The sequence below is a fragment of the Streptomyces sp. NPDC059816 genome (assembly GCF_042732055.1).
GTDB lineage: Bacteria > Actinomycetota > Actinomycetes > Streptomycetales > Streptomycetaceae > Streptomyces.
This window is the reverse complement of sequence record NZ_JBHWIQ010000008.1, coordinates 74393-99257: the sequence shown is the minus strand read 5'-3', so window position 1 is coordinate 99257 and position 24865 is coordinate 74393. Positions and strand designations below refer to the sequence as shown.

The 24865-nt window shown below is 72.5% G+C and carries 24 protein-coding genes; 11 read left to right on the top strand and 13 right to left on the bottom strand.

Annotated features, from left to right (window positions below; all coding sequences use genetic code 11):
- Window positions 1-86: 86 nt before the first annotated feature.
- The gene (locus ACFV88_RS13200) at window positions 87-305 is read right to left on the bottom strand and encodes a hypothetical protein (protein WP_385489634.1); all 219 of its coding nucleotides are present in this window, start codon (window positions 303-305) and stop codon (window positions 87-89) included.
- 337 nt (window positions 306-642) lie between these two features.
- On the opposite strand from ACFV88_RS13200, the gene ACFV88_RS13195 reads away from it, so the two are divergent.
- A complete protein-coding gene (locus ACFV88_RS13195) occupies window positions 643-1758 on the top strand; it encodes a tetratricopeptide repeat protein (protein ID WP_385490180.1) in 1116 nt (371 codons plus the stop codon).
- A 224-nt stretch (window positions 1759-1982) separates the two neighbouring features.
- Here the strand turns inward: ACFV88_RS13195 and ACFV88_RS13190 are convergent, their stop codons facing one another.
- Window positions 1983-3305, bottom strand: a complete 1323-nt coding sequence (locus tag ACFV88_RS13190; RefSeq protein WP_385489631.1) for a UDP-glucose dehydrogenase family protein — start codon at window positions 3303-3305, stop codon at window positions 1983-1985.
- Between the two features lie 272 nt (window positions 3306-3577).
- Window positions 3578-4453 carry an AraC family transcriptional regulator N-terminal domain-containing protein gene (locus ACFV88_RS13185; RefSeq protein WP_385489629.1) on the bottom strand — a complete coding sequence of 292 codons (876 nt, stop codon included), beginning with the start codon at window positions 4451-4453 and terminating at the stop codon, window positions 3578-3580.
- 87 nt (window positions 4454-4540) lie between these two features.
- Between ACFV88_RS13185 and ACFV88_RS13180 the strand changes: the two genes are divergently transcribed.
- The 6 genes from ACFV88_RS13180 (at window position 4541) to ACFV88_RS13155 (ending at window position 9577) form a co-directional block, all read left to right on the top strand.
- Entirely contained in the window at window positions 4541-5545 is a 1005-nt protein-coding gene (locus ACFV88_RS13180) for an aldo/keto reductase (RefSeq protein WP_385489627.1), read from the top strand.
- A gap of 120 nt (window positions 5546-5665) precedes the next feature.
- Window positions 5666-6292 (top strand): TetR/AcrR family transcriptional regulator, encoded by a 627-nt coding sequence (locus ACFV88_RS13175; protein ID WP_385489625.1) that lies wholly within the window; start codon window positions 5666-5668, stop codon window positions 6290-6292.
- Window positions 6293-6346: 54 nt separating this feature from the next.
- Window positions 6347-7543, top strand: coding sequence for an MFS transporter (locus ACFV88_RS13170; protein ID WP_385489622.1), 1197 nt, complete (start codon window positions 6347-6349; stop codon window positions 7541-7543).
- Window positions 7544-7683: 140 nt separating this feature from the next.
- Complete coding sequence (locus ACFV88_RS13165; protein WP_385489619.1) at window positions 7684-8328, top strand: hypothetical protein; 645 nt, start codon at window positions 7684-7686, stop codon at window positions 8326-8328.
- Between the two features lie 163 nt (window positions 8329-8491).
- The gene (locus tag ACFV88_RS13160) at window positions 8492-8794 is read left to right on the top strand and encodes a hypothetical protein (protein ID WP_385489616.1); all 303 of its coding nucleotides are present in this window, start codon (window positions 8492-8494) and stop codon (window positions 8792-8794) included.
- Window positions 8795-9043: 249 nt separating this feature from the next.
- The gene (locus tag ACFV88_RS13155; protein WP_385489614.1) at window positions 9044-9577 is read left to right on the top strand and encodes a hypothetical protein; all 534 of its coding nucleotides are present in this window, start codon (window positions 9044-9046) and stop codon (window positions 9575-9577) included.
- Between the two features lie 30 nt (window positions 9578-9607).
- Here ACFV88_RS13155 and ACFV88_RS13150 read toward each other — a convergent pair whose 3' ends face one another.
- The 7 genes from ACFV88_RS13150 to ACFV88_RS13120 form a co-directional block, all read right to left on the bottom strand.
- A complete protein-coding gene (locus ACFV88_RS13150; RefSeq protein ID WP_385489612.1) occupies window positions 9608-11125 on the bottom strand; it encodes a PTS transporter subunit EIIC in 1518 nt (505 codons plus the stop codon).
- 62 nt (window positions 11126-11187) lie between these two features.
- Window positions 11188-12147, bottom strand: coding sequence for an N-acetylmuramic acid 6-phosphate etherase (gene murQ, locus ACFV88_RS13145; RefSeq protein WP_385489609.1), 960 nt, complete (start codon window positions 12145-12147; stop codon window positions 11188-11190).
- 75 nt (window positions 12148-12222) lie between these two features.
- Window positions 12223-13155, bottom strand: coding sequence for a MurR/RpiR family transcriptional regulator (locus ACFV88_RS13140; RefSeq protein ID WP_385489607.1), 933 nt, complete (start codon window positions 13153-13155; stop codon window positions 12223-12225).
- A gap of 127 nt (window positions 13156-13282) precedes the next feature.
- A complete protein-coding gene (locus tag ACFV88_RS13135) occupies window positions 13283-14275 on the bottom strand; it encodes a helix-turn-helix domain-containing protein (RefSeq protein WP_385489604.1) in 993 nt (330 codons plus the stop codon).
- Window positions 14276-14415: 140 nt separating this feature from the next.
- On the bottom strand, window positions 14416-14682 hold the full coding sequence (locus tag ACFV88_RS13130; RefSeq protein WP_385489602.1) for a DUF4031 domain-containing protein: 267 nt from the start codon (window positions 14680-14682) through the stop codon (window positions 14416-14418).
- Entirely contained in the window at window positions 14679-15005 is a 327-nt protein-coding gene (locus tag ACFV88_RS13125) for a hypothetical protein (protein ID WP_385490178.1), read from the bottom strand. The genes ACFV88_RS13130 and ACFV88_RS13125 overlap by 4 nt, the downstream gene beginning before the upstream one ends.
- A gap of 165 nt (window positions 15006-15170) precedes the next feature.
- Window positions 15171-15788 (bottom strand): TetR/AcrR family transcriptional regulator, encoded by a 618-nt coding sequence (locus ACFV88_RS13120; protein WP_385489599.1) that lies wholly within the window; start codon window positions 15786-15788, stop codon window positions 15171-15173.
- A gap of 96 nt (window positions 15789-15884) precedes the next feature.
- Between ACFV88_RS13120 and ACFV88_RS13115 the strand changes: the two genes are divergently transcribed.
- Together ACFV88_RS13115 and ACFV88_RS13110 are read left to right on the top strand one after the other, a co-directional pair.
- Entirely contained in the window at window positions 15885-16658 is a 774-nt protein-coding gene (locus ACFV88_RS13115; protein WP_385489597.1) for an SDR family oxidoreductase, read from the top strand.
- Window positions 16659-16938: 280 nt separating this feature from the next.
- On the top strand, window positions 16939-18018 hold the full coding sequence (locus ACFV88_RS13110; protein WP_385489594.1) for a barstar family protein: 1080 nt from the start codon (window positions 16939-16941) through the stop codon (window positions 18016-18018).
- Window positions 18019-18136: 118 nt separating this feature from the next.
- Here ACFV88_RS13110 and ACFV88_RS13105 read toward each other — a convergent pair whose 3' ends face one another.
- Both ACFV88_RS13105 and ACFV88_RS13100 read right to left on the bottom strand, forming a co-directional pair.
- A complete protein-coding gene (locus tag ACFV88_RS13105) occupies window positions 18137-19375 on the bottom strand; it encodes a Cmx/CmrA family chloramphenicol efflux MFS transporter (RefSeq protein ID WP_385490176.1) in 1239 nt (412 codons plus the stop codon).
- Window positions 19376-19835: 460 nt separating this feature from the next.
- Window positions 19836-20543 (bottom strand): hypothetical protein, encoded by a 708-nt coding sequence (locus ACFV88_RS13100; protein WP_385489591.1) that lies wholly within the window; start codon window positions 20541-20543, stop codon window positions 19836-19838.
- A gap of 444 nt (window positions 20544-20987) precedes the next feature.
- Here ACFV88_RS13100 and ACFV88_RS13095 point away from each other — a divergent pair, with 444 nt between their 5' ends.
- Complete coding sequence (locus ACFV88_RS13095) at window positions 20988-21686, top strand: copper homeostasis protein CutC (protein ID WP_385489589.1); 699 nt, start codon at window positions 20988-20990, stop codon at window positions 21684-21686.
- A gap of 75 nt (window positions 21687-21761) precedes the next feature.
- On the opposite strand, the gene ACFV88_RS13090 is transcribed toward ACFV88_RS13095, so the two are convergent.
- The gene (locus ACFV88_RS13090; RefSeq protein ID WP_385490174.1) at window positions 21762-23885 is read right to left on the bottom strand and encodes a HelD family protein; all 2124 of its coding nucleotides are present in this window, start codon (window positions 23883-23885) and stop codon (window positions 21762-21764) included.
- 415 nt (window positions 23886-24300) lie between these two features.
- Between ACFV88_RS13090 and ACFV88_RS13085 the strand changes: the two genes are divergently transcribed.
- Window positions 24301-24810 carry an SRPBCC family protein gene (locus tag ACFV88_RS13085; RefSeq protein ID WP_385489586.1) on the top strand — a complete coding sequence of 170 codons (510 nt, stop codon included), beginning with the start codon at window positions 24301-24303 and terminating at the stop codon, window positions 24808-24810.
- Window positions 24811-24865 lie beyond the last annotated feature (55 nt).

Genomic DNA, 24865 nt, shown 5'->3' with positions numbered 1-24865 from the left:
CGGCGGGTGCGGTAACACCCGCCGGGGCTCTGTCGTGACCCGTCCCGCCGGGCCGGTGGGGAAGGCCGGCTCCGACGGGACGGGGGTCAGTCGTCCAGCGCCGGGGAGTGGTGCCCCGGGAGCTGGCTGTGCAGGTTGAGCTCCCGCACCTTGGTGCGCAGTTCGCGCAGGGCGGGGCTGTCAGGCCCTGGCCCCTCCTCCGGTCCCCGGGGGCGATCCGGGCACTGGGGGTAGCCGCAGGTGCAGGGAGGGAACGTCAGGGGGCTGGCAGGAGGCAGCACCTCTCCCTCGTCGTTGAGGAACAAGGTCGTTTCACCTGTTCTCGGGTTCCGTCGTCGCCCGCTTGTGGTTCGGGCTGAGGCGTTGCTCAACCATCGGGCTGGTCACCAACAGTCAATGGGCGAGTACGGAGGGTCGGGAAGCTGCCAGACTGTCTGCCAGATGTAGGCCAGCGACGACGAGCACGGACGGATGGCGGACATGACCATCGGGCAGCGCATCCGAGCAGCGCGTGTGGCGCGACGTCCGCGGCTGAGTCAGGCGCAACTCGCGGATGAGCTATCGGTTGAACGTTGGGGCGAGAAGGGTTTTTGCGACCGGCAGCAGGTGTACCGATGGGAGACCGGGCGCCGGGTGCCTCAGGTGTGGCTGTCGTTCCTCGAAGAAGTTCTGGACATCAGTCTCTGTGGGGACGGCGACGACTCGGCGGCCGATATCGTGACCTCAGTCATGCTCCTGGGAGGGGACGACGTGGACCGACGGGAGTTCTTCGCGGCGTCTGCCGCCGTCGGTCTGGCCGCACTTGACCTTCCCGATGCTGAGGCGATCGTTCGCCGTGCGGACCGGCCCGGCCCGGTCAGGGTGGGCGCGGGCGAGGTGACGGCCGTGCGCACGATGACCACCACCCTGGGGAACGCCGCATCCGAGCTGGGTGGTGGCCATGCCAGGCACCTCGCCGTGCGGTATCTGACGGTGGACGTCAGACGGTGGCTCGATGGCCGGTACACCCGCACGGTGGGGCGTGATCTCTTCGCGGCGACCAGCGAACTGGTCCATCTGATCGGCTGGATGGCTCGCGACGAGGGAAACCAGGGCCTGAGCCAGAAGTACCACCTCCACAGTTTCCAGCTCGCGGCGGAGGCCGGTGAGGACGAGTTGGCCGCGACCGCCCTGCGGGGCCTTGCGGACCAGGCCGTCGAACTGGGGCACGTTCCGACTGCCGTTCGGCTGGCCGAAGCGTGCGAGTGCCGGGGTCGGAAACTGGACGGCAACCCCAAGGCCCTGTCGTACTACCGCAACACCCTGGCTCGCGCGGCAGCCGCCGATGGAGACCGGGCCACCGCCCTCAAGATGCTCAGCGCCGCGCAGACCGCGATCGAGCGGGCGCCGACCCTGCCCGGGCAGTCATGGGCGAGCCACTACAGCTACGGCCGCTGGGCCCATGAATCGGGCATGATCCACGCCAAGTTGGGTGACCTCGCCGTCGCGGAGGAACACCTCAACCTGGCTCTGGACATCCACGGAATCGACCGCAGGCGCACTCGGGCGATCGTCCTGGCCGACCTCGGTCACGTCCAGCTCAAGCGGGGCGCCGCCGGGGCCGCGGTGGCCACGTGGCGGGAGTTCCTGACCTGCGCCGAGGGAGTGAGGTCGGTGCGGATCGAAGACGGCCTGACCAACATCGCTGCCCGGCTTCCGTCCGTGTCCGACAGTCCCGAGGCGGCCGAGCTGAGTGAGCGGATCAGCGCTCGTGCGTGAGGACCGGGTGAAGAGCGCCTAGGGCACCTCCGACTGCGGTGGCTGCACCGTTCTGCGGGTGGGCGTGCGGAGTTGGGCGGCCCTGGTGGCGTTGGCCCGGCGCGGCGCGGTCTGACGTTCAGTGGGGTCGGATCGGCGGGTCGTGGCGCGGGCCGCAGCTGCTGTGGGGTGCCGCCCGCGGTGTTGCCGGGGGCGGCGCGGGGCTCCCTGCGCGGGACCCGGGTCTACTTCCCGGGCCGCCCGAGCTGGTGGACGGTCCAACCCGTCGCGCGCCAGGGCTCGGGGTCGAGGGTGGTGCGGCAGTCGACGAGCAAGGGCTTGGCGGGGCGGTCTACGAGGACTCGGGGGTCCGCTTGCCGGTACTCGGGCCATTCGGTGGCCAGGACGACGAGGTCTGCGCCGTCGAGGGACGCCGGAAGGTCTTCGGTGTATTCGAGTTCCGGGTTGCGGACCATGGCCGTGGCCACGGCCTGGGGGTCGTGCACGGTGACGGTGCCGCCGGCCTGCTGGAGGGCGTGGGCGAGGGCGAGTGCGGGGGATTCCCGCACGTCGTTGGTACCGGGCTTGAACGCCGCACCCCACACGGTGATCCGGGCTCCCCGGATCGGCCGGTCACCCAGGGCGATGGTGATCAGGTCCATGGCCACGTCGATACGGGTCTCGTTGATCTGCTCGGCGGCGAGCAGGAGGCCGGCGGCCCGTTCGGCGCCGAGTTGCCGGGCGGAGGCGGTGAAGGCGCGCACGTCCTTGGGGAGGCAGCCGCCGCCGTAGCCGATGCCGGGCCTCATGCCGCCGGCGCCGATCCGGGGGTCGATGCCCAGGATCTCCACGATCTTGGAGATGTCGCCGCCGGCGGCCTCGCACATCTCGGCGACGGCATTGATGTAGGAGATCTTCAGGCCGAGGAAGCTGTTCGCGGCGCCCTTGGCGAGTTCGGCGGTCTGCGGGTCGGTGATGAAGATCGGCACACCGGTGTCCAGGATGCCGGCGTAGACCGCGCGGATCGCCTTTTCGCCCTCGGCGCTGGTGACGCCGGCGATGAGCCTGTCCGGACGCAGGGTGTCCTCGACCGCATGGCCCTCGCGCAGGAACTCGGGGTTCCACACGACCTCGACCGCGCTGCCGGCGGGGGCCAGGCGCTGTGCGAGGGCGGTGACCTGGACGGTGGTCCCGACGCTGACGGTGGACTTCCCGACGATCGTGCAGGGCTGGTGGAGGTGGGGCGCGAGCTGACGGATCGCGCCGAAGACCTGTCCGTTGTCGTAGGAACGGCCATCGGCGTCGATGGGTGTTCCCACGCCGATGAAGTGCAGTTCGGCGCCGGCGGCGGCTTCGCGGATGTCCGTGGTGAACCGTAGCCGGCCGCTCGCGGTGTGGCGTGCCAACAGCTCGGGCAGACCGTCTTCGTAGATCGGGCACTCGCCGGCGTTGAGCCGATCGACCTTGGCCTGGTCGACGTCCACACCGATGACCTGGTGGCCGAGGTGGGCCATCGCTGCCGCGTGGGGGATGCCGAGGTGACCGCAGCCGATGACGGAAACGAGCATGGCGAGTCCTTGTCGCGTTGGGGGCACACCGCTACTCGGTGTGCCCCCGACGCTATCTGTTGGGTGACGCGCCTTCCGGTGTTCCCGATGCCGATCGGAGTTTCATGGCAGGGCGGTTGAGGCGTGCGGGCCGCTCGTTGGTGGTGAAACACCCTGCTCGGCGGGCCAGTCCGGCAGGGAACGCCCCCACCGGAGGCAGCGCGTCCGTGACTTCCTCGACCACGCGGCCTGAACGCCCCGCCGGCTGAGCCTCTTGACGACGTGACGTCCGGTCAGCTGCCAGGCGCCAACTGCTTCCGTAGCCGCGCCGCGTCCCGCATCGGAGGGAGGCCGTACACGCTTCGGTACTCCCGGCTGAACTGGGTCGCGCTCACGTAGCCGACGGCCTCCGCCACCGACGCCGCGGTGGTCTCGCCGGCCGTCAACCGTCGCCGGGCCTCCTGGAGTCGTAGCTGCTTCTGGAAGCGGAGGGGGCTCATGCCGGTGGCGGCCTTGAAGCGGCGGTGCAGGGTGGCGGTGCTCATGTGCGCGACCGCGGCGATCTCCTCGACGGTCAGCGGTTCGGCGTAGTGCTCGCAGATCCACGCCGCCGCCGCGCGCACCCGGGCCGTAGCCGAGTCCGCCAAGGTGAACTGGCGCAGGACCGGGCCGAGCGGGCTGCCGAGCAGTCGGTACAGGATCTCGCCCTCGATGCGGGGCGCGAGCGGGCCGATGTCGTCCGGGGCGTCGAGCAGCCGCACCCACCGGGTGACCGCGTCGAGAAGCTCCGGTGTCATCGTCGCGGTGACCTGACCGCCCGGACCGGGCAGGGGCCGCGGGCTCGACTCGCCCATGTCCAGGAGTAGTTCGGTGAGCACGCGCGTGTCGAGACGCATGATGGCCGAGCGGTACGGAACGCGTTCGCAGGAGGCGGTGACCGGTACCCGGAGCGTGTTGAGGAACATGTCGCCGCGTGCGGTCGTCCAGCTCCGCTCGCCCGCGACGGCTCGTTTGGCGCCGTCGGAGATGAAGCAGACCATGGGGTCGTAGAGGAGGTCGGCGGGGGCCACCAGCTCGTCCAGCGTGATCAGCGAGAGGCGTGGCACGGCCGTCTCGGACCAGAGTCCGACACTGTGCCGGGCGATGTCCGCCGACAGTCGATCCAGCACGCGACGCTCCCTTGCTGAGAGGATCGGGCAATCCTATGCGGTGCGTGCCCCATGACCCGGGACGGGCGCGGGCCTAGCGTTCAGGGCATGACGCAGAACGCGAACCTTCCGCACCGCAAGCTCGGCACCCAGGGCCTGGAGGTCGGGGCGATCGGCCTCGGCACGATGGGCATGACGATGGCGTACGGCACCGGGGACGAGGTGGGCGGGACCGCCGCCATCCGCCGGGCGTACGAACTGGGTGTGACCCTCTTCGACACCGCCGAGCTGTACGGCATGGGCACCGGAAGCAACGAGCAGTTGCTCGGCCGCGCGGTGAAGGGCTTCCGCGAGGAGGTCGTCATCGCCACCAAGTTCGGCTTCGACCTGAGCGATCCGGAGAACTTCGCGAACGGGCTGGACAGCCGTCCGGAACACATCCGGGAGGTCACCGAGAACAGCCTGCGCCACCTGGGCACGGACCACATCGACGTGCTCTACCAGCACCGGGTGGACCCGAACGTACCCATCGAAGACGTGGCGGGCACCGTCGGCGATCTGATCGCCGAAGGCAAGGTCCGGTACTTCGGGCTCAGCGAGGCGGGCCCGGACGTCATCCGGCGGGCCCACGCCGTGCACCCGGTGTCGGTGCTCCAGACCGAGTACTCGGTGTTCGAGCGTGCAGTGGAGGCCGAGGTGCTGCCGGTCGTCCGCGAGCTGGGCATCGGGTTCGTGCCCTATTCGCCGCTCGGTCGGGGCTTCCTGACCGGTGTGGTGAAGCCCGGCGCGGAGTACCCGGCGGACGACATGCGCAGTTTCGACGAGCGTTGGCAGCCCGGCAACTACGAGAAGAACCTGTCCGCCGTACGGGAGTTGACCGCGCTGGCCGAGGGCAAGCACATCTCCGTCACCCAACTCGCGTTGGCCTGGCTGCTGGCGCAGGGCGACGACATCGTTCCCATTCCCGGAACCCGTAACCCCGAGCGGGTAGCGCAGAACACCGCCGCGGCGTACGTGACGCTCACGCCGCAGAACCTCGCCCGCATCCAACGCATCCTGCCGCGCGGCGCGGCCGGTTCGCGCTACCCGGACTCGATGATGCCCACTTGGTGACCCTCTTGGGTCCCGGAGCCGGAGCCCGTCTCGGAGCCCGGTTCGGGGAAGTCCCATGCGGGCGGCTTCCCCGAACCGGTCATTCGGGTTTTGTTATCACGGCTGTGATAACGTGCGGTCATGCCAGCTCGGATTGACCTCGAACAGCGCCGCAGGGATGTCATCGAGGCGGCTTTCCGCCTCTTGGTCGCCGAAGGCGTCAGCGGTATGTCGCTGCGGAAGGTCGCCGCCGAATCGGGATGGAACATCGGATCGGTGCGCCACTACTTCGACGACCACCGCGATCTGCTCGTGGCCGCCGCCACCGAGATCGGTGACCGCATGGGGAGGAGGCTCACCCGGCACTCGGCCGACGCGTTGGCCGGACTCAGGGGTGAGGTCGCCGTCGACGCCTTGCAGTCGCTGGTCGAGGAGCTGTTGCCGATCGACGAGGAGCGCCGCGTCGAGTCGATCGTGCTGACGGAGTTCATCGTCGCCGCACGGGTGAACCCGGTCTTCCGCCCCGTGACCGAGCAGATGGCCACGGATGTGCGCACGGTGTTCACGGACGCCCTGGGTGCGCTCGGCGTGCCCGAACCGGCCGAGGAGGCCGAACGACTCGTGGCCGTCCTGGGCGGGTTGGTGATCGATTCGGTGACGCCGCACGGCTCGCTCGGCGTCGAACGGCTTCGCAAGACGCTGCGGGCGCAGGTGCGTTCGGTGTTGGCGGCCGTTCCCGACCCTGCGCACTCCCCTCCGCCTGCCTGAGGTACGCGCTGTCGGGGGTCGCCGAAGCGCGTCGGACATTCAAGGAGTTCAGTTGTGCCCGCATGGCTTTTCGCTCTGCTCGCCGCTGCTTTCGTGCTCTATACCGATGACTATGTGATTGCTGGAGTCCTACCGGAGATCGCACGGGATCTGGACGTCAGTGAGGCGCAGGCCGGGCAGTTGGTGACTGTCTTCTCCCTCACCGTCGCACTCGCGGCGCCGATAGCCGGAGTCGCCCTGGCGCGGGTCTCCCGGCGGCACCTGTTCACCGTCTCGTTCGTGGTCTTCGTCGTGGCCAACCTCCTGGCGGCCACGACGACCGGGTTCGGGCTCCTGATGGCGTTGCGGATCGTGGCGGCGCTCGCGGCGGCGGCCTCCACCCCGGCGGTGTTCGCCCATGCCGCCGAGCGGGCGCCGGAAGGGCACATCGGAAGGTACGTGGCCGTGGTGGCGCTCGGTGTCACGGGTTCGATCGCGGCCGGAGTGCCCATCGGCACCTGGATCGGCGGCCAGTACGGCTGGCGGGCGACGTTCGTCTCGATGGCGGTGGCCGGGACCGCGGCACTGTGCTTCGTGCTCGCCACCTTGCCCCGTGAGCACGGCAGGACCGGCGAGGTGCCGAGCGTCTCCGATCAACTGCGCACCCTGGCCAGCGCGCCGGTGCTGCTCGGCATCCTGGCGAACTGCGCGCTCATGACCGGATCGATGATGATGCTCACCTACATGGCGCCGCACATCGACGCGGTGAGCGAGGCCAGCGTGGATCAACGTGCGCTCGCCTTCAGCCTGTCGGGGATCGCCGGCATCGTCTGCATCTGGCTGGGTGGGAAGGCCACCGATCGATGGGGTGCGGACCGGTCCCTGGTCGCCGGGATCATCGTCTTCACCGGCGTGATGGGGATACTCGCAGCGCTGTGGTTCGCCCGCCCCGTGCCGTTCTCCGTCCTCGTCGTGGTGGGGACGATCTGGGGCGGCATGGCCTTCTGGAACTCTCCGGCGATCCAGGCGCGCCTCTATCTGCTCGCCGGACCGGCGGCGGCGCAGGCGTTGGCGCTCAACACCTCGGGCACCTATCTCGGAGTCGCCTTGGGCGGAGCCGTCGGTGGCGTGACCCTGAGCAGCCTGGGGGCCGGATTCCTGCCCGCGGTGGCGGCCCTCCTCGGGCTCGCCGCCCTGGCGCTACTGGCATGCGCCATCGGGGCGTCGAAGCATCCCGTGCGCGACGGAACGACGGCGGCAGCCGCACCATGACGGGTCGCCAGGGTGCCCGCTGCGGTGGTCGGCCGTGGCGCGGACGTGTGGCTAGGGTGACGCGTGCGCGATCAAGGAGGTCTTGAGCGCGGGGCGACGAGGGTGACGGGGGTGTCCGGGTGAATCGGCTGAGGTGCGCCGTGCTTGCCGTGGTGGTGGGGGCGGTGGTGGTCGGATGCGGGGGCTCGGGTCAGGCGCCGCCCGGCCCGGAGCGCGCCACCGACGACCGGGAGCGAGCCGCTGACCGGGAGCGGGCGGACGAACGGCCCGAGCGGTACCGTCTGGCCATGCCGGACCGTGTGGTGGAGAAGCGTTACGAGCGGGACCACGACGCGTCACCTCCGGACGAGACCCTGGCCGAGGTGTTGGCCGGTCAGGTGCAGGACGCGCAAGCGGCGTTCGGGGTGTACCGGCCGGCCGGGTCGGGCGATTACGGGGGCGGGATGATCACGGTCACGGGTGTCCACGGGGTGGTGCTCAGCCCGGTCACCGCACGGGACGAACTGCTCGACGTGCTCGACCGACGGGACCTCGTGCGGCAGGTCGTGGTGGCCCCACGGACGATCACCCCGCCCGGCTCCGAGGAACCGTTGCTCTGCCGGGTGGTGGAGCGGGGCTACGAGGGGGACGACCACACGTCCCTCAACGCGTCGTGTACCTGGGCCGAGGCGTCGACGGTGGCGACCGTGGTCACCTCGGTTCAGACCCCGCCCGGCACGGGCGAACTCGACGCCTTCGCGGCGGTCGCCGGGGCGATGCGCGACGACGTGCGGGTCGGGTACTGAGCTTCCTCGCAAGTGCCTGTTTCTGAGCCCCGGGCCTCGGTGGCGACGGCTGAATGTTGATCACCCATTCGGATGAATGGGGAATTAGCGGGGCCCAAGTGGACAGATTGTCGTGGGTTGTTGGATGACAGCCCGAGAAACTTGTCGATGCACGGGAGTAACCATGGCCATGTTCCAGACCGGCAGGATCAGCCTCAGCTCTGACAATGCGATCGAGACGTCAGGGGGCAACACCTCGACGTTCACCCGGGTGACCTTCCCGACCCCCTTCCCGGCCGGCTCCGAGGTCATCGTGCTGCCGCTGACGCAGACGTTCAACGGTCCGGACACGCCCGGCATCCGTGTCCACGACGTGACGGAGAAGGGATTCCTGATCCGGCTCAACGAGGTCAGGGTGAGCGCCGGCGTCATGGCCGACGGCAAGCACACGACGGAGCAGGTCGGCTGGCTGGCCACCACCGTCTGACGATGGCCTCGCTGATGAGCCGTCGGGTTTGCCGCAGGGCGGCTCATCGGTGAAGGCGTTCAGCGCCTGCCTTCAGCCCCGGGTGGCCTGCTGCGGCCCGGGGTTCGACCGTCGAAGCTTCGGTGCGGAGGTTCCTGCGGGCCAACGAGTTCTATGGGGGGCGTCGAACGGACTCGTGTACGTTCGGTGCACGGTTCGATCAACGGGTGGCTGAATTCTTGCCGTTCGCTCCTTGGGGGAGGAATCAGGATGGACACGACACGGCGCAAGCCCTGGACGGTCACCGGTGTGGTGGCCCTGGTGGCGGGGGCGGTCTGCGTGGGGGTGCTCGGCACGGGTGCGTTCACGCTCGTGGACCTGGCGGACAGCGACGACTGCGAGGGGACCGAGAAGCGGGTGCAGCAGGTCGCTGACCTCAAGGTGCTGCACTCGCCGCCGTCCGGCGCCCGCCCGGCGAAGGGCTTCGAGGAAGCGGACACGGGCTGTCTCGACGACAGCGGCGACGAAGTCCTGTGGTCCTCCCGCACCTACGACTCCGCACTCCGGGAAGCGGCCGTACTGGCGCACTACCGTGCGTGGGCGAAGGACGACGGGTGGCAGGAGCGCAAGCCCACGTACGGGGAGGCGGAGTCGCCCGAGGACCCGGACGCCGTGAAGGTCTGCTTCACCAAGGACGTCCCCGGCGGTCCGGTCAGGCTGAGCCTCCGCTACGAGTACGACGCGCCCAAGAGGTTCGTCCTGAGCGCGGAGTCGGACCTGGACGGGGCGGGGCTCGACTGCTGACCCGTACCCGCGTTCCCACCTCGGTGGGGCTCAGGCGGGGGCGGGTTCGCGTTGCGCATCCGGGTCATCGGCGTTCGGGCCGGCCTCGGGATCAGTGTCCGGCTCGGCGTTCAGCTCGATGAGGGCCTGGCGGGTGAAGCCGAAGAAGTACGTGACGAGGAATCCGGCCACGTACCCGACGAGCAGCCCGCCCCCGTACACCGCGACCGCCGCGGCGAACCCGCGGTCGCCCTGGACCAGGGGGAACAGGGCCCAGCCGGACGGGCCGATCGCGGTGGAGCCGACCTGCGTGCCCAGCATCGAGAACAGCCCGACGAACGCGCCGCCCGCCGCGCCGCCCGCGCACGCTGTGACGAACGGGCGCCCCAGCGGCAGCGACACCCCGTAGATCAGCGGCTCGCCGACGCCCACCAGGCCGGCGGGCAGCGCGGAACGGATCGTCGCCCGGATGGTCCGGTTGCCGCGCAGCCGGACGAACACCGCGACCGCCGCGCCCACTTGGCCCGCGCCCGCCATCGCGAGGACCGGCAGCAGCACGGTGTAGCCCTGCTGTTCGATCAGGGTGGTGTGCAGGGGGATCAGCGCCTGGTGCAGTCCCAGCATGACCAGGGGGAGGAACAGCCCGCCGAGCACCAGTCCGGCGAGCACGCCCGTGTGGACGAGGAGCCAGTTCGCGCCGAGCCCGATGGCCCGTGCGGCCTCGCCGGCCGCGTACATCAGCCCGTACACCGTCACCAGCCCGGTCAGCAGCAGGGTGAGCGTCGGGGTGACGATGACGTCGACGGTCTCCGGGACCCAGCGGCGGCACCACTTCTCGATCGCGGTGGCGAGCAGGGCCGCCCCCAGTGCGCCGAGCACGCCGCCCTGGCCCGGGGCGAGCGGGTGCCCGAAGGCGCTGATCGCGGTGACGCCGGGGAAGACGACGACCGCGGCGGCGGCCCCGCCGATGACGGGCGTCCCGCCGAACTCCTGCGCGGTGTTGATGCCGACGAACACCGCGAGCAGCGCCATGAAGCCCGAGGCCAGCGCGCCGAGTACGGGAGTCAGCCAGGGCAGCAGGCCCGCGTTGACGAGCAGTCCGTTGAGTCCGGCGATGATGCCGCAGCCGATGAGTGCCGGGATCAGCGGGACGAACACGGCCGCGATCCGGCGCAGCAACAGCTTGCCCGGGGTGGCGTTGCGTTGTTTCCGTTCGGCGCGCAGGGCGCTGCCCCGGGCGGCCAGCGCGTCGGCGGTGACGACGGCCGGGCCCGGGGCGGGCGCCTGGGCGCGCAGGTCCTCGAAGGCGCGGGTCACGCGGGCGGCCCGGCCGGGTCCCAGCACGATCTGGTACGTGTCGCCGTCCTCGACGACGCCGAGGACGGCCGGGTGGGCGCGGACCTCGGCGTCACGGACGGCGGCGCGGTCCGTGAGGGCGAGCCGCAGCCGGGTCATGCAGTGGGCGGCCGAGGTGACGTTGCCGGGGCCGCCGACGAGGGCGAGCAGGTCCCGGGCGGTCGCCCGGTGCGGGTCGTCCGGGCGGTCCGGTCGGGTCGGGCGGTCTGGCATGGGGGCCTCGCTGTCGGGTGGGGGGTGGGGTTCCTCCGACGGGGCGGGACCGGGCGGTGGGGTCAGCCCGCTGCCGCCAGGGCTTCGCGCAGGTGGCCGTCGGCGGTGGTGAGGAGCCGGTCCGCGGTCGGGGCGTCGACGTCGGAGAGGATGATCAGGATGGCGTTCTTGACCTCGCCGCCCGCCGCGCTCAGCGCCCGTTCGACGGTGGCGTCGTCGGCCCCGGTGGCGAGGCTGACGATCCGGTGCGATCGGGCGTGCAGCTTCTCGTTGGAGGCGCGGACGTCGACCATGAGGTTCCCGTACGTCTTGCCGAGCCGGATCATGGTGATCGTCGAGATCATGTTGAGGACGAGCTTCTGCGCGGTGCCCGACTTGAGGCGGGTCGAACCGGTGAGGAACTCCGGGCCCACGACGACCTCGATGCCGTGGTCCGCGGCGGCGGCCAGCGCGCTGCCGGCGTTGCAGGACAGGCCGACGGTCAACGCCCCGTACTGCTTGCGGGCGTGCGCGACCGCGCCGACCGCGTACGGGGTGCGGCCCGAGGCGGAGATCCCGACCACCGCGTCGTCCGGGGTGAGCCGCAGTGCGTCCAGGTCGGCGGCGGCGAGTTCACGGGAGTCCTCGGCGCCCTCGGCGGCCGAGGACATCGCGGAGGGGCCGCCCGCTATCAGTCCGACGACCTGGCCGGGCGCGGTGTTGAAGGTGGGCGGGCACTCGCTGGCGTCCAGCACGCCGAGCCGGCCCGCGGTGCCGGCGCCCGCGTACACGAGTCGACCGCCGCGGGCCATGCGCTCGGCGATGCCGTCCACGGCGGCGGCGATGAGGGGCAACCGCTCGGCGACGGCGGCGGCCACCAGACTGTCCTCGGCGTTCATCAGCCGGGCGATCTCCAGGGTGGGCAGCAGGTCCACGTCGGCGAGCTCCGGGCGGAACGTCTCGGTGGTGAGGGTGGCGAGTTGGGCCCGCAGCGCGCCGCCGGCGGGGGTGTCGTCGGGGGTGCGGGTGATGGGTGAGGGCATGGCGGGACTCTTTCCGGGGTGTCGGGAGAGAGGAGGGTGACGATCACGGGGCGCGGGTACGGGGGCGGCGGGTCGTTAGCGGTTCGGGGTGCGGGTGGGGCGGCGGTGGGCCAGGGCCTCGTAGGTGGCGGCGAGTGCGGGACCCGCCCGGTCGTAGGTGCGTTGGGCGACACCGATGAACAGGCAGTCCACGACGAGGAGTTGGCTGGTCCGGGAGGACATTGCGGCGGGGCGCAGTTCGCTTTCGCGGGCCGCGGAGGTGGTGAGCACGTGGTCGGCGTACTGGGTGACGTGCCCGTCCGGGCGGCCGGTCATCGCGATGGTCGTGGCGCCGTGCTCGAAGGCGACGCGGAGCGGTTCGATCACGTCGAACGTGGAGCCGGAGTCGGTGATCGCGATGGCCACGTCCCCGGGGCGGAGCTGGACCGCGTTGGTGACGGCGAGGTGGGGGTCGTTGTGCGCGTGCGCGATGAGGCCGATCCGCAGCAGCTTCTGCGCGAGGTCCTGGCCGACGAGACCGGAGGCGCCGATGCCGTAGACGTCGACCCGGCCCGCGCCGGCGAGGGCGGTGACGGCGGCACCGAGTTGGTGGACGTCGAGGGTGGCCGCGGTGTCGGCGAGGGTCTGGCGTTCGTCGTGCGCGAGCTTCGCGACCACGTCGGCGAGGGGGTCGTCGACGCTGATCGTGGCGGTGACCGCCGGGGCGCGCCCCGACTCCTGGTGGGCGGCGAGTCCGGCGAGGGCGAGGCGCAGGTCACGGTAGCCCGGGTAGCCCAGCAGGCGGGCCGTCCGGACCACGGTGGCCTCACTGGTGCCGGTGTGCTCGGCGAGTCCGGTGACCGTGAGCCCGGCGCAGCCCGCGGGGTCCGCGGCGACCGCTTCGGCGACCCGCTGCATGGAGCGGGTCATGGTGGGGGCGAGGGTGCGGACCCGGGCGGCGAGGGCCGCCGGAGGCGTGGGGGAGGCGGGGGAAAGGGCTTCGGAAGTTTCCTTCACTATGTCCGTCACCCTTGAAAGATATTTTCATACCGGGGGGTCGTCAAGACGGTGCGCGCCGAACCGGTGACGTTCCGTCGCCTGCGGTGCGCCGGTCGGCCCTATGCGCCCCGGTCGGCCTTACGGACACTGGTCGGACCTACGGTGCGCCCCCGGCCGGGGGTCGGTGGGTCTCGCGGTGCTCGCGGGGGCTGACCCCGTACCGTGCGCGGAACGCCCGGCTGAACGCCCCCGCGCTCGTGAACCCCCAGCGCGTGGCGACGGCACCGATGCCGGGCGCCGGCCCGCCCGCGATCAGTTCGGCGTGGCAGCGTTCCAGTCGGCGGCGCCGGATCAGGGAGGCCACGCCCTCCCCCCGCTCCTCGAACATCAGGTACAGGCTGCGCAGCGACATGCCGTGCGCGGCGGCCACCGTCGCCGGGTTGAGCCGGGGATCGCCGAGGTTGAGGTCGATGTAGGCGTCCACGTGTCGCAGCAGGCTCCGGGCCCGGACGGTCCGCCGGGGCGGCGCGGGGCCGTCGAGGTGGTGGGCGAGGAACGCGCCGGCCAGGTCCAGTGCGGCGCCCCCCAGGTGGTCCAGGTCGCAGGGGGTGCACGAGCCGCTCTCCGCAGCGGCGCTGGACAGGTAGTCGCGCAGGACGCGCCCCAGTCCCGTGTCGCCGGGCAGTCGCTGTCCGAGGAGCCGGTCCAACCGGTCCTGGGCGAGCGGCACCTCGTGCCGCGGTAACTGGAGGACCGTGACCCGGGTCGGACGGTCCGCCCGGGCGACGGTCTCGTACCGGAACGGGTGCGAGGTGTCGAACAGCACCCAGTCCCCGCGGCTCAGCGTGGTGCCGTGGCCGTCGGACCCGTCCAGGGTCATCTGCATCGAGCCATCGACCACCAGGGCCAGGTGGTACGACTCGGGGTCGGAGCGGCGGATGAGCGTCGGTGTGCGGTGCGAGCGCAGCGACGAGTAGCGGAAGGCGGCCAGTCGCACGGGGCCGAGGGCGGTCTGCGTCGCACGGGCGGTGAACCGGTCCGGTGCGTCGACCGTGATCCGCATCGGGGCGACGTCCCGGGCGATGGCGTCCCGGAACAGTTCGACGCGTTCACTCCCGGTCATCGCCCCGGTGGACAGTGCGGACCGCATGCCCGCGCCCCCTTCTCGCCTTCCTCGCCGTCCGTCATCCGAACGTTCCGAACGACCCTAGGCCCCGGGCCGGGCCACCGGTAGACGTCGGCGGGGGTCGGACTCGGACTCCTCCTCGCGGGCGGGCGCGCCGGGCCCGTTCAGTCGCGCCGGTGCTTGGGGCGGCGCAGGCCGGCCAGGGTGAGCCGGTGGACCAGTTCCTTGGAGCCGACCTCCACCGCGCCCGCGTGGACGGCGTCCGGGTAGCGGTGCGAGGGCAGGTCGTAGTGGTCACGTTCGAAGGCCCGCGGCGGGACGCCGATCCGTGCGGCGAAGGCGTGCAGTTCCTCGAACGACACGTCGCTGACCAGGTGCGACCACAGGCGCCCGTGGCCCGGCCAGGTCGGCGGGTCGATGTACAGGGTCACGGTGCGACCGGCCCGGGGAGCCGTCCCAGCGAGCCGACCGGGGCGACCGCCACGCCCGCCTTGCCGCACACCCAGTGCGGGTCGGTGCCCAGCTCGGGTTCCACGTCGAGGGCGTGCGGGTCGCCGGAGCCGCAGACCGGGCACAGCGGCCAGCGCCCGTACCGTTCGAGCAGCGCGTCCTGCACGTCCTGGGCGACCAGCCCGGTCACGTACGCGGCGCCCTCCGGCCACTGCTCGGCCCACCAGCGGCGGTGCGTCACGGCGTCCTCCACCAGCGACACCACGTCCGCGTCGGCGACGTCCCCCGCGACGAGGTCCGCCATCACCAGCGCCCGCGCCGCGTGCAGCGCCTGTTCGATTCCGGACACGTTTCCCACACGGCCCATTGTGCGCCATGGCGCACCTTGGCCGGGGGGTGTGCCTTCGCCGAGGGGTGCGCCTCGCTCAGGGGTGCGTCTTCGCTGAGGGGCGCGGCGGAGGCGGGGTGCTCAGGGGCGGCGGCCGGGCCAGGCGGCGAGCGCCAGTTCGGCGGTCTCGGTCAGCTCGGCCGCGGTGGCTCCGTCGCGGGAGCGCTGCGACATGCCCTGGATGATCGCGGCGAAGTACCGGGACAGGGCGCCAGGGCTGGCGTCCGGGGGGAGCTCGCCGTCCTGCTGCGCCCTGCGCAGCCGGTCCTCGAAGACGGCCAGGTTCGCGTTGCGCAGGGTGCGCAGGAACGTCTCGACCTCGGCGTCCTGCGGGGTGACGTTGGTGGCCGCGCTGATCGTCAGACAGCCGGCCGGGTGCGAGGGGTCGCTGTAGAGCACCGCGGCCTCGCGCAGGACCCGGGCGAACGCGCCGTACGCGGTGGGCTCTTCCTCCAGGGCGACACCCATGAACGCGCCGACGGGGGAGCGGCCGTACGTGCGCACGACCTCGCCGAACAGGGACCGCTTGTCGCCGAAGGCCGCGTACAGACTGCCCGGCCTGATGTCCATGACCTCGGTCAGCTTGCCGACGCAGGTGCCCGCGTAGCCGCGCTCCCAGAACATCCGGGCGGCTGCCGCCAGCGCCTCGTCCCGGTCGAACCCTCGTGGTCGTCCCCGTCTGGCCTTCGTCTCGCTCATGGCCACATTTTAGAGCGTCCGCTCAACAAGCGTGCTACGTTCGTTCCCGTTCATTCTTGAGCGAGCACTCAACAAACATCGGGGTGGGGAACAACCATGTCTGCAAAGGCACTTGAGGGAAAGATCGCACTCGTCACCGGCGGCAGCCGGGGCATCGGCCGGGCCATCGCGGAACGCCTCGGCCGGGACGGCGCCGTCGTCGCCGTCGGCTACGCCCGTGACGAGCGCGCGGCCGATGAGGTCGTCGCCCGCATCGAGGAGGACGGCGGCAAGGCCTTCGCCCTGCCGTCGCCGCTGGGCCGGCACGGGGACGCGGCGGCGCTGTGGGCCTCCTTCGACGCGCGGGTGGGCGCGTACGCACCCGACGGCGGCGTCGACGTCATCGTCAACAACGCGGGCATCGTGCACTGGACCACCGACGAGTCCGCGCTGACCGAGGAGCAGTTCGACGAGCTCTTCGCCGTCAACGTCCGCGCCCCCTACTTCATCGTGCAGGAGGCGGCAGGACGGCTGCGCGACCAGGGGCGCGTCATCAACATCTCCAGTGGCCTCGCCCGGCTCGCCTCGCCGGAGATCAAGGGGTACGGCGCCACCAAGGGTGCCCTGGACACCCTCACCCTCAACCTCGCCAAGGAGTTGGGCCCGCGGGGCATCACGGTGAACTCGGTGGCCCCGGGGGTCATCGAGACGGACATCAACGCGGAGTGGCTGGCCAGCCCGGACGTCGAGAAGTACGCGACCGAGATATCCGCGCTGGGTCGGATCGGGCGGCCGGACGACGTGGCCGGCGTGGTGGCCTTCCTCGCTTCGGACGACGCGCGCTGGGTGACCGGCCGGGTGGTCGACGTCACGGGGGGCTCCGGGCTGTAGCGGGCGCGGTGCGCGTCCGGTCCCGGAGCGGCAGCGTGGGGCGGAAGTGGCGGCTGGATCCCGTCATCTGCGGGTCGCCCCGGGACCGGGAGGCGTGGGGGTGGCGCGACCGTACCCCTGTGCAGTCGTACGACGATCAGGAAACCGCTCAGGCACGGGAGGTTCCGGCTCGGCCTCCAGGGGCGTGTTCGTGGACGTGCCCGGACGACGCGGACCACGAGCGTGCGGATCGGGGGATAAAGGGCTTCGTCGTGAAGCCCGGTCCGGGCATGATTTCCCCGTGCACGAGGACGAGCGCGGGCGGACGCGGTACACGCTGGCCGAGACGGAGCACGGCCGTGCCTGGGGCGTCTGCACCAGGGTGGAGGGGCTGTTCGGGCAACCACGTCGTGGGATGTACGAGTTGTTCGGCTGGGTCCCGGAACGCGCCGAGGTGATCGGTTGGGTGGGTAGTCGAGTGTGGCTGGTCCCAGAGGGGGAGGCGCTCGGTGCCTGGCTGTTGGAGGACGCTGAGAGCGCAGGGCGGCTTCTTGGCACGGACAGCCTGGTGCTCACCGGTCTGGACGACCACGAAGGTCCACCCGAGGGGCACACCGGACCCGTCCGGGTGCACGACGGGCACCGGTGGCTGGGATCGTGCCGGGGATCCACGCGCATCGTGCCGGCCGAGCAGATGGCGTCCCCGCTCGTCCTCCGGGGACTCACCCAGAGCGATCGGCTACGGACGGCACTGACGAAGGGAACCCGGCGGGCGCTGGATCTGGACGAGGCCGTCCTGGAGATACGGAACGACCGAGGCGAGCTGCTCGCGGACCGTGTGCTGTGGGCCAGAGTCAGAGCTTGGCGCCCGTCCCGGTGCGCGACGGATCTGATCGACCTGGAGCTCGACGGGGAGCTCTTCACGCCCGTTCCCGAACACGCCAGGCCCGTTTGGGAGCGGTGGCTGGCCGCGCCGCCGGACACCCCGGGGGTCTGGGCGCGCCTCGACAGTCGGCGTCGCGGGGCTTGGCTCGATCTCGTCCAGGAGCGGGCCGGTCGACGGACCCACCGTGATCGGCCGGCTGGTCACGCCTACGAACTCGACGGCCGACACGCCACCGACGCGCCGGGCTTCCATCTGGCGCTTGGAGAGGCGGTGAACGGACCGGGGGGCTACTTCGGCGGCTGCCTGGACGCCCTCGTCGACTGCCTGCGAGGAACCTTCGGCTACACCGCCCCCGCCACCCTGCTCTGGCGGGATGCCGAAATCGCACATGAGCACCTCTCCCGGGCCCTCACACCGGAGGGCCGGCCCTACGACCTGTTCGCCGAGCTCCTCGATGTCCTGGCTGAGGGCGGCATGCGCGTCACCCTGGCGTGAGCTGTGCGCCACCCCGCCCGGCCGGACTGCCGTTCAGTGCGGGTGGTCGAGGGCCGGCGACCCAGCGTTCCAGGGCCCGGTGGAAGGCCGCCGCCAACAGGTCGACGGCCAGTCGCGTTCAGCCCGTGGACGTACCCGGGGCGCACCGGCCCGCGGGCTCCGGGTCCAGGGAGACCGCGGGGACGCCGCCGGCGACGACCCGGGACGCCGCGCCCTGGCGGTGCAGCCGCAGCGACACCCCGACCAGCGCGATCGCACCGAGCAGCATCGCGGCGCCCGCCCACGAGGTCGCCTGGTAGCCCCAGCCGGCGTCGATCACCGTGCCGCCGAGCCAGGGGCCGCCCGTGTTGCCGATGTTGAACGCGGCGGTGGTCGTGGCCCCGGCGAGCGTCGGGGCGGCCCCGGCCACGTTGAACATGCGGGCGTTCAGCGCGGGGGCCGTGTAGAACGCCGACACGCCGAGGAGGAACGACAGGGCGATCGCGGCGCCCGGCCAGCCGGCGAGCAGGGCCAGGGCCGACAGCAGCACCGTGGAGGCGGCCGTGCCGGAGAGCAGGACGCCGAACAGGTGGGCGTCGGCGAACCGGCCGCCCAGCCAGGTGCCGATCAGCGCGCCGAGCCCGAACAGACCGAGGACGGTGGGCACCCACCCCTCGGACAGGCCGGCCACGTCGGTCAGCAGCGGGGCGAGGTAGCTGAAGGTGCAGAAGACGCCGCCCGCGGCGAGCGCGGTGACCGCCACGGCCAGCCACACCTGGCGGTCGCGGTAGATGCGCAGCTCGCGGCGGAGCTTCGGGGCCTCGGCGGGCACCGGGATGCGCGGGATCAGGGTCAGCACGCCGACCAGGGCCAGCGCGGAGGCGGCGCCGACCGCCCAGAACGCGGACCGCCAGCCCAGGTGCTCGCCGAGGAACGCGCCGGCCGGGACGCCGAGGACGTTGGCGATCGACAGTCCGCCGAGCATCACGGCCAGGGCCCGGGCCCGTGCGGTGATCGGCACCATCGCGATGGCGACGGACGCGCCCAGTGCCCAGAAGCCGGCGCACGCCAGGGCGCTCACCACCCGGGACGCGAACAGCACCTCGTAGTTCGGGGCGAGGGCGCCGGCCACCTGGCCGAGGCCGAACGTCGTCAGCAGGGCCAGCAGCGTCGCCTTGCGCGGCAGCCGCAGGGTGGCGATCGCGAGCAGCGGCGCGCCCACCACCATGCCGACGGCGAAGGCCGAGATCAGCAGCCCGGCCTGCGGGATCGTGACGTCCATGTCGCGGGCGATGGGCGGCAGCAGACCCGACAGCATGAATTCGCTGGTGCCCAGGGCGAAGACGGACAGCCCGAGGATGTAGACGGCCAGCGGCATCCGCTGCGGTGCTCCGGGTTTCCCCGCGTGGTCGGTGGCGGGGGGCGCCGCGGTGCGGTCCGGGGCAGCGGGTATCGGCTCAGGCATGTGAAGCGACAACGGGGGCGGGGTACGGGGCATTCCCGAATTCGAGGACGTTTTCGTCACGTTCACGCCGCGTACACGTACGGCGCGGGCGGCGCCCGTCTCGAAGTAGGCCGGCACTCGATCGGCACGGGTCCGGCCTGATCGGCGGGCCACGTACGTGACCACGCCCCGGGCCGAGCCGACCCGGTGGAACCCGGCGCGCGGAGGGGGCGTTGTCCTCCTGGCGCCCTCGCGTACACGCTCAGCACCGCCGGGTCCCGCAGCCCCCACGCGGTCAGCGCGCTCAGCGCCTCGGTGGCGTAGCCGTGGCCCGCGGGCCGCCGGGGCGAGTGCGTAGCCGATCTCGACGATGACGGCGACGGCACCGGAACGATCACTCCGCGAGCCCCGCAGGTCCCGTGCGCCCCGCGGGTCCCGTCAGCTCCGCCAGTTCGGCGGTCAGGTTGGCGCGGGCGGCGGCCTCCCAGCGCAGCGCTCCGTACGGGGTGCGGAACAGTCGGGGCAGGGCCAGCAGGTGCCGCAGCACGTCCGCGCGGCCGGCGCGGAAGGCGTCGGCGGGCACGAACGCGTACTCCGTGCGCACGGCGGCGGCGTAGGCGGCGTACTCCTCGGGGGTGCCCGCGAGGACCGCGAGGTCGGCATCGCACAGGACCGCCCCGTTGTGGTCGCCCTCGTGCGCGTCGTGGCCCGTGGTCAGCCGCACCAGCCGGGCCACCTCGGCGACCGCCGGCCCGGCGAGCCCGAGACCGGTCAGCGCCCGCTCGGCCAGCCGTGCGCTGCGCTCCTCGTTCTCGGACCGGTCGGGCCGGTACACCGCGTCGTGGAACCAGGCGGCGAGCCGCACCAGTGCCGGGTCGTCGGCGTGGTCCGCCAACGCGTCCACCTGGTCCAGGACCGCGATCAGGTGCGCGGTGGTGTGGTACGCGCGCTGCTCCTCCCGCCACCGTCGCACCAGTTCCTCGCCGTACGCCGTGGTGTCGGGCCCCGCCGGACCCCCCGCTTCCCGTACGGCCTCGGCCCAGCGCGCCGGCAGCGTGCCCGGGCCGCCCCCCTCCGCGTCCGCCTTCACTTCAGCTCCCATGCCGTCATTGTCCCCGGGCCGTTCCGGAGACCCGCCACCCGCAGCCCAGCCACCCGCAGCCCCGCCACCCGCCGGGGGACGCGGTCGTCGCACGGAGCCACCCGGCCGGGGCAACCCCGGCCACAAGACCGTGCGCCCCGTTCTGCGGCCGTGGCGGGGCGTTTCGGCTGGGCGGACCCCTCTGACCGGCGGTTTCGTCCGCCGTCTAGGGTGGGGAAGCCGATCCACGGGGCGGTTGCATTCGGCCATGCTGGCGTGTTCCGGTCGGGTCGTGGCTTCCGGTGCCTGTTGGTGAAAGCCCTTGCGGCGTACGCTGGCATTGGACTAGACCTGTCCCGCTACTCGTCAGTACGGAACCCCCGCACCCGTACCCGACGCCAGCGACCGGGTCCGCCGACCCAACCCCGGGAACCCCCGGGACCGACCACCGAGAGATGGGGTCCCATGAGCAAGCGTGCACTCCTGGAGGTGATCGCCCTCGATGCGAGGGACGCCATCGCCGCCCGAGCCGGAGGCGCGGACCGCCTGGAACTGGTCACCGACATGGCCGCGGACGGACTGACCCCGTCCCGCGAGACCTTCGCGGCGATCAGGGACGCCGTCGACATCCCGCTGCGGGTCATGCTGCGCCTCAGCGACGGGTTCGCCGCGGGCGACGCCCGTGGCGTCGAAGCGCTCGCCGAGGCCGCCCGCGGCCTGCGCGCGGAGGGCGCCGACGAGTTCGTCCTCGGCTTCCTCACCGAAACCGACGAGGCCGACCTGTACGCCGTCGAGGCGCTCGCCGCGGAGCTGTCCGGCTGCCGCTGGACGTTCCACCGCGCCATCGACCGCGCGGCCGACCGGGACGCCCTGCGCAAGCAGCTCGCCGACCTGCCGGGCCTGGACACGTACCTCACCGCCGGTTCGGCCGCCGGCGTCGAGGACGGACTGACCACCCTGCTCGCCGAAGCCGCGCGCAGCGGGGAACCCGGCTACGAGCAGCGCATCCTGGTCGGCGGCGGGCTCGGCCTCGCCCACGTCCCCGCACTGCGCGCCGGCGGCATCGACGCGTTCCACATCGGCGGCGCCTCCCGTCCCGACGGCTGGGCCGGACCCGTTTCGGCGGGCGCCGTCCGCCAGTGGCGGCTCGCCCTCGACGGCTGACCGGTCGCCGTTCCGTCCGCCCGGGGGCGTCGCCTCCGGGGGACGGGGCCGGCCGCGCACGTCCGACGGCGGGGCTCACTGCTCCGGGGCGTGCTCCGCGGCGTCCTCCAGGGCGGTCGGCAGCGGCTCCGCATGGACGACCGTCAGCCCCGACACCGCCCGGGTCAGCGCCACGTACAGGCGCCTCAGGCCCGTCCGGACGTCCGGTTCGCCCGCGACCACCGCGGCCGGCTCGTCCAGCACCACGTGGTCGTACTCCAGGCCCTTGGCCAGGGACGCCGGGACCAGCGTGAGCCGGACGTCCGGACGGGTCTCCTCGCCCGGCGCGAGGTACGGCGTCCCCGCCGCGTCCAGCGCCGCGGCCAGCACCCCCACCCGGGCGTCCGCCACGATGAGGCCCACCGACCCCTCGTGCCCCAGCGCCCGCCCGGTCGCCGCCAGCACCGCACCCGTCAACTCCTCCGCCGCCGCCCGGCGCACCACCAGCGATCCCGGCGACTCCCGCACCGAGTCCACCGCCGCCAGACCCGGCGCGATGTCCGGCAGCAGCCGCGACGCGTACCCGATCACCTCGCGCGGCACCCGGAAGCCCGCCGTCAGCTCCTCCACCACCGCGTCCTGTTTGCCCAGGTGCCGCAGCGCCTCGGCCCAGTCGCGGGTCGCCCACGGCGTGGTGCCCTGGGCCAGGTCACCGAGCACCGTCGCCGACCCCGTCGAACAGCGCCGCCCCACCGCCCGGTACTGCATCGGGGACAGGTCCTGCGCCTCGTCCAGCACCACATGGCCCAGCGAACCGGTCCGCTCGACCAGGTCCCGCACCTCGTCCACCAGCACCGCGTCCGCCGCCGACCACTTCGCGCTGCGCACCCCGCGCGGGGCCCGCGCCCACCGCACCGCCCGCTGCTCCTCCTCGTCGAGCAGGCCCGCCGCGTGCTCGGCCAGGAACTCCCCGTCGGACAGCAACCGCAGCACCAGGGCGGCCGGATCGACCGCCGGCCACAGCTCCTTGACCGCGGCCCGCACCGCCCGGTCCCGGGCCACCGCGTCCTGCACCCGGTCGTCCGGGGCCTCGCCGCCCTGCTCCATCCGCACCAGCACGGCATGCGCGATCCGCTGCGGCAACGCCTCCCTGGCCGCCCCGTACCGCAGCCCCCGCCCCCGCAACTCCTCGACCAGCTCGGCCAGTTCGTACGCCGGGATGCGCCAGCGCCGGGAGCCGCGGGTCACCACCACCGGCTCGACGGGCACCCCCACATGCGCGTACAGGGCCCGCCGCAGCACCTGGGCCATCCGCGCGTCGCCCTTGACCAGTGCGGCGTCCGGCGCGTCCGTCCCGCGCACCTCCACGTGCCCGACCAGCTCGTCGACCGTCGCCTGCCGCACCTGCACCTCGCCGAGCGCGGGCAGCACCTGTTCGATGTAGCGCAGGAACGACCGGTTCGGCCCGATCACCAGCGCTCCGGTCCTGGCCAGCCGCTCCCGGTGCGCGTACAGCAGGTACGCCACCCGGTGCAGGCCCACCGCGGTCTTTCCGGTGCCCGGCCCGCCCTGCACGCAGACCGAGTCCGTCAGCTCACCGCGGACGATCTCGTCCTGCTCCGGCTGGATCGTCGCCACGATGTCCCGCATCGGCCCGACGCGGGGCCGCTCGATCTCCCGCTGCAACAGTGCGCTGGTCCGGGCCGCATCCTCGGTGGGGTCCGACAGCCGCTCGTCCTCGTACGCCGTGAGGTCCCCGCCCGTGTACCCGAACCTGCGGCGCAGCTCGATGTCGAGGGGGCGGGTGCGCGAGGCCCGGTAGAACGCCTGCGCGACCGGGGCCCGCCAGTCGATCACCATGGGGTCGCCCTCGGCGTCGTGCACGTGCCGCCGCCCGATGTAGAACCGCTCGCCCGCGGCCCCCGCCCCCGGCCCGTTGCCGGCTGTGTGCAGGAAGTCGAGCCGTCCGAAGAACAGCGGGGTGTGCGCGTGGTCGGCGAGGGCCTTGATCCGCAGGTCCATCTGGTGCTGGAGGACCTCCTTGTTGACCCAGTTCGCGGTGACGTCCCGCAGGTCGAGCGATTCGACCTCGTCACGCATCACGCGCAGCGCCGCCCGGGAACCGGCGAGGTGGGCCCGCTCACGGGCGAGCGGACCGTCCGTCGTGCCGTCGACCGCTCCGTCGGACGCCCCCTCGGGGTGCGGAGGGGGCGCGGGCACGGCGGCCCGGACGGAACCGCCGGGCGGGACGGGATCGGTGGCCGGTAGGGAATCGGTGGCCGGTACGGAATCGCGGGGCGTGACGGGATCGGTGGGCGTGCGGGACACGGGGGCGACCTTCCGGGCGGGTGCGAACGGGCTGGGGGCCGTCCGGTTTCCGGCCGGACGGCAGCACTCCGCGCAGGAGGCGGGCAAGAGCGGAGATCCTAGGCGAGGGCCCCCGCCGCGCGCCAACGGATTTCCCGGCAAACCCGTCACCGGTGGTTACGCTTTCGGGACGGACGCGGTGGCCGAAGCGGAAGCCGACCCCCCGCGCCCCCAACCGCCGGGCGCGCCGGCCGACCGGATCGCCCGGGTCCGCGCCCCCGCCGACGGCACGGGCGGCCCGAGGTCGCGAACCCACGGAGGACACCGCATGACACCGCAGCCCACCGGACGGCTCCTGACCACCGCCGAGGGCGCCGACCTGGTCCTCACCCGCACCTTCCGCGCCCCCGCCTCCGACGTCTGGGCCAGCGTGACCGAGCCCGAACGCACCGCCCGCTGGTTCGGCACCTGGGAGGGCCACGGGGCCCCGGGCCGCACGGTGCACGTCCAGATGGCCTTCGAGGAGGGCCGACCGCGGTCCAGCGTCCGCATCGACACCTGCGAACCGCCCCGGCGCCTCGCCGTGACCACCCAGGACAGCTTCGGCTCCTGGCGGCTGGAGGTGCAGCTCACCGAGTCCGGGGACGGCACCGAGCTGCGACTGGTCCACCACCTCGCCGGCACCGAAGGGCTCGGTGAGGTCGGGCCCGGCTGGGAGTACTACCTCGACCTGCTCGTCGCCTCCCGCGAGGACGGCGAGACCCCCCGGTTCGACGCGTACTACCCCGCGATGAAGGAGTACTTCGAGAGGCTGACGCCCCTCCCCCCTGAGGCGTAGGGGACCGTGTGGGGGGCGCCATGGGACCTGGGGAGGAGCGGGCCGGCCACCGGTT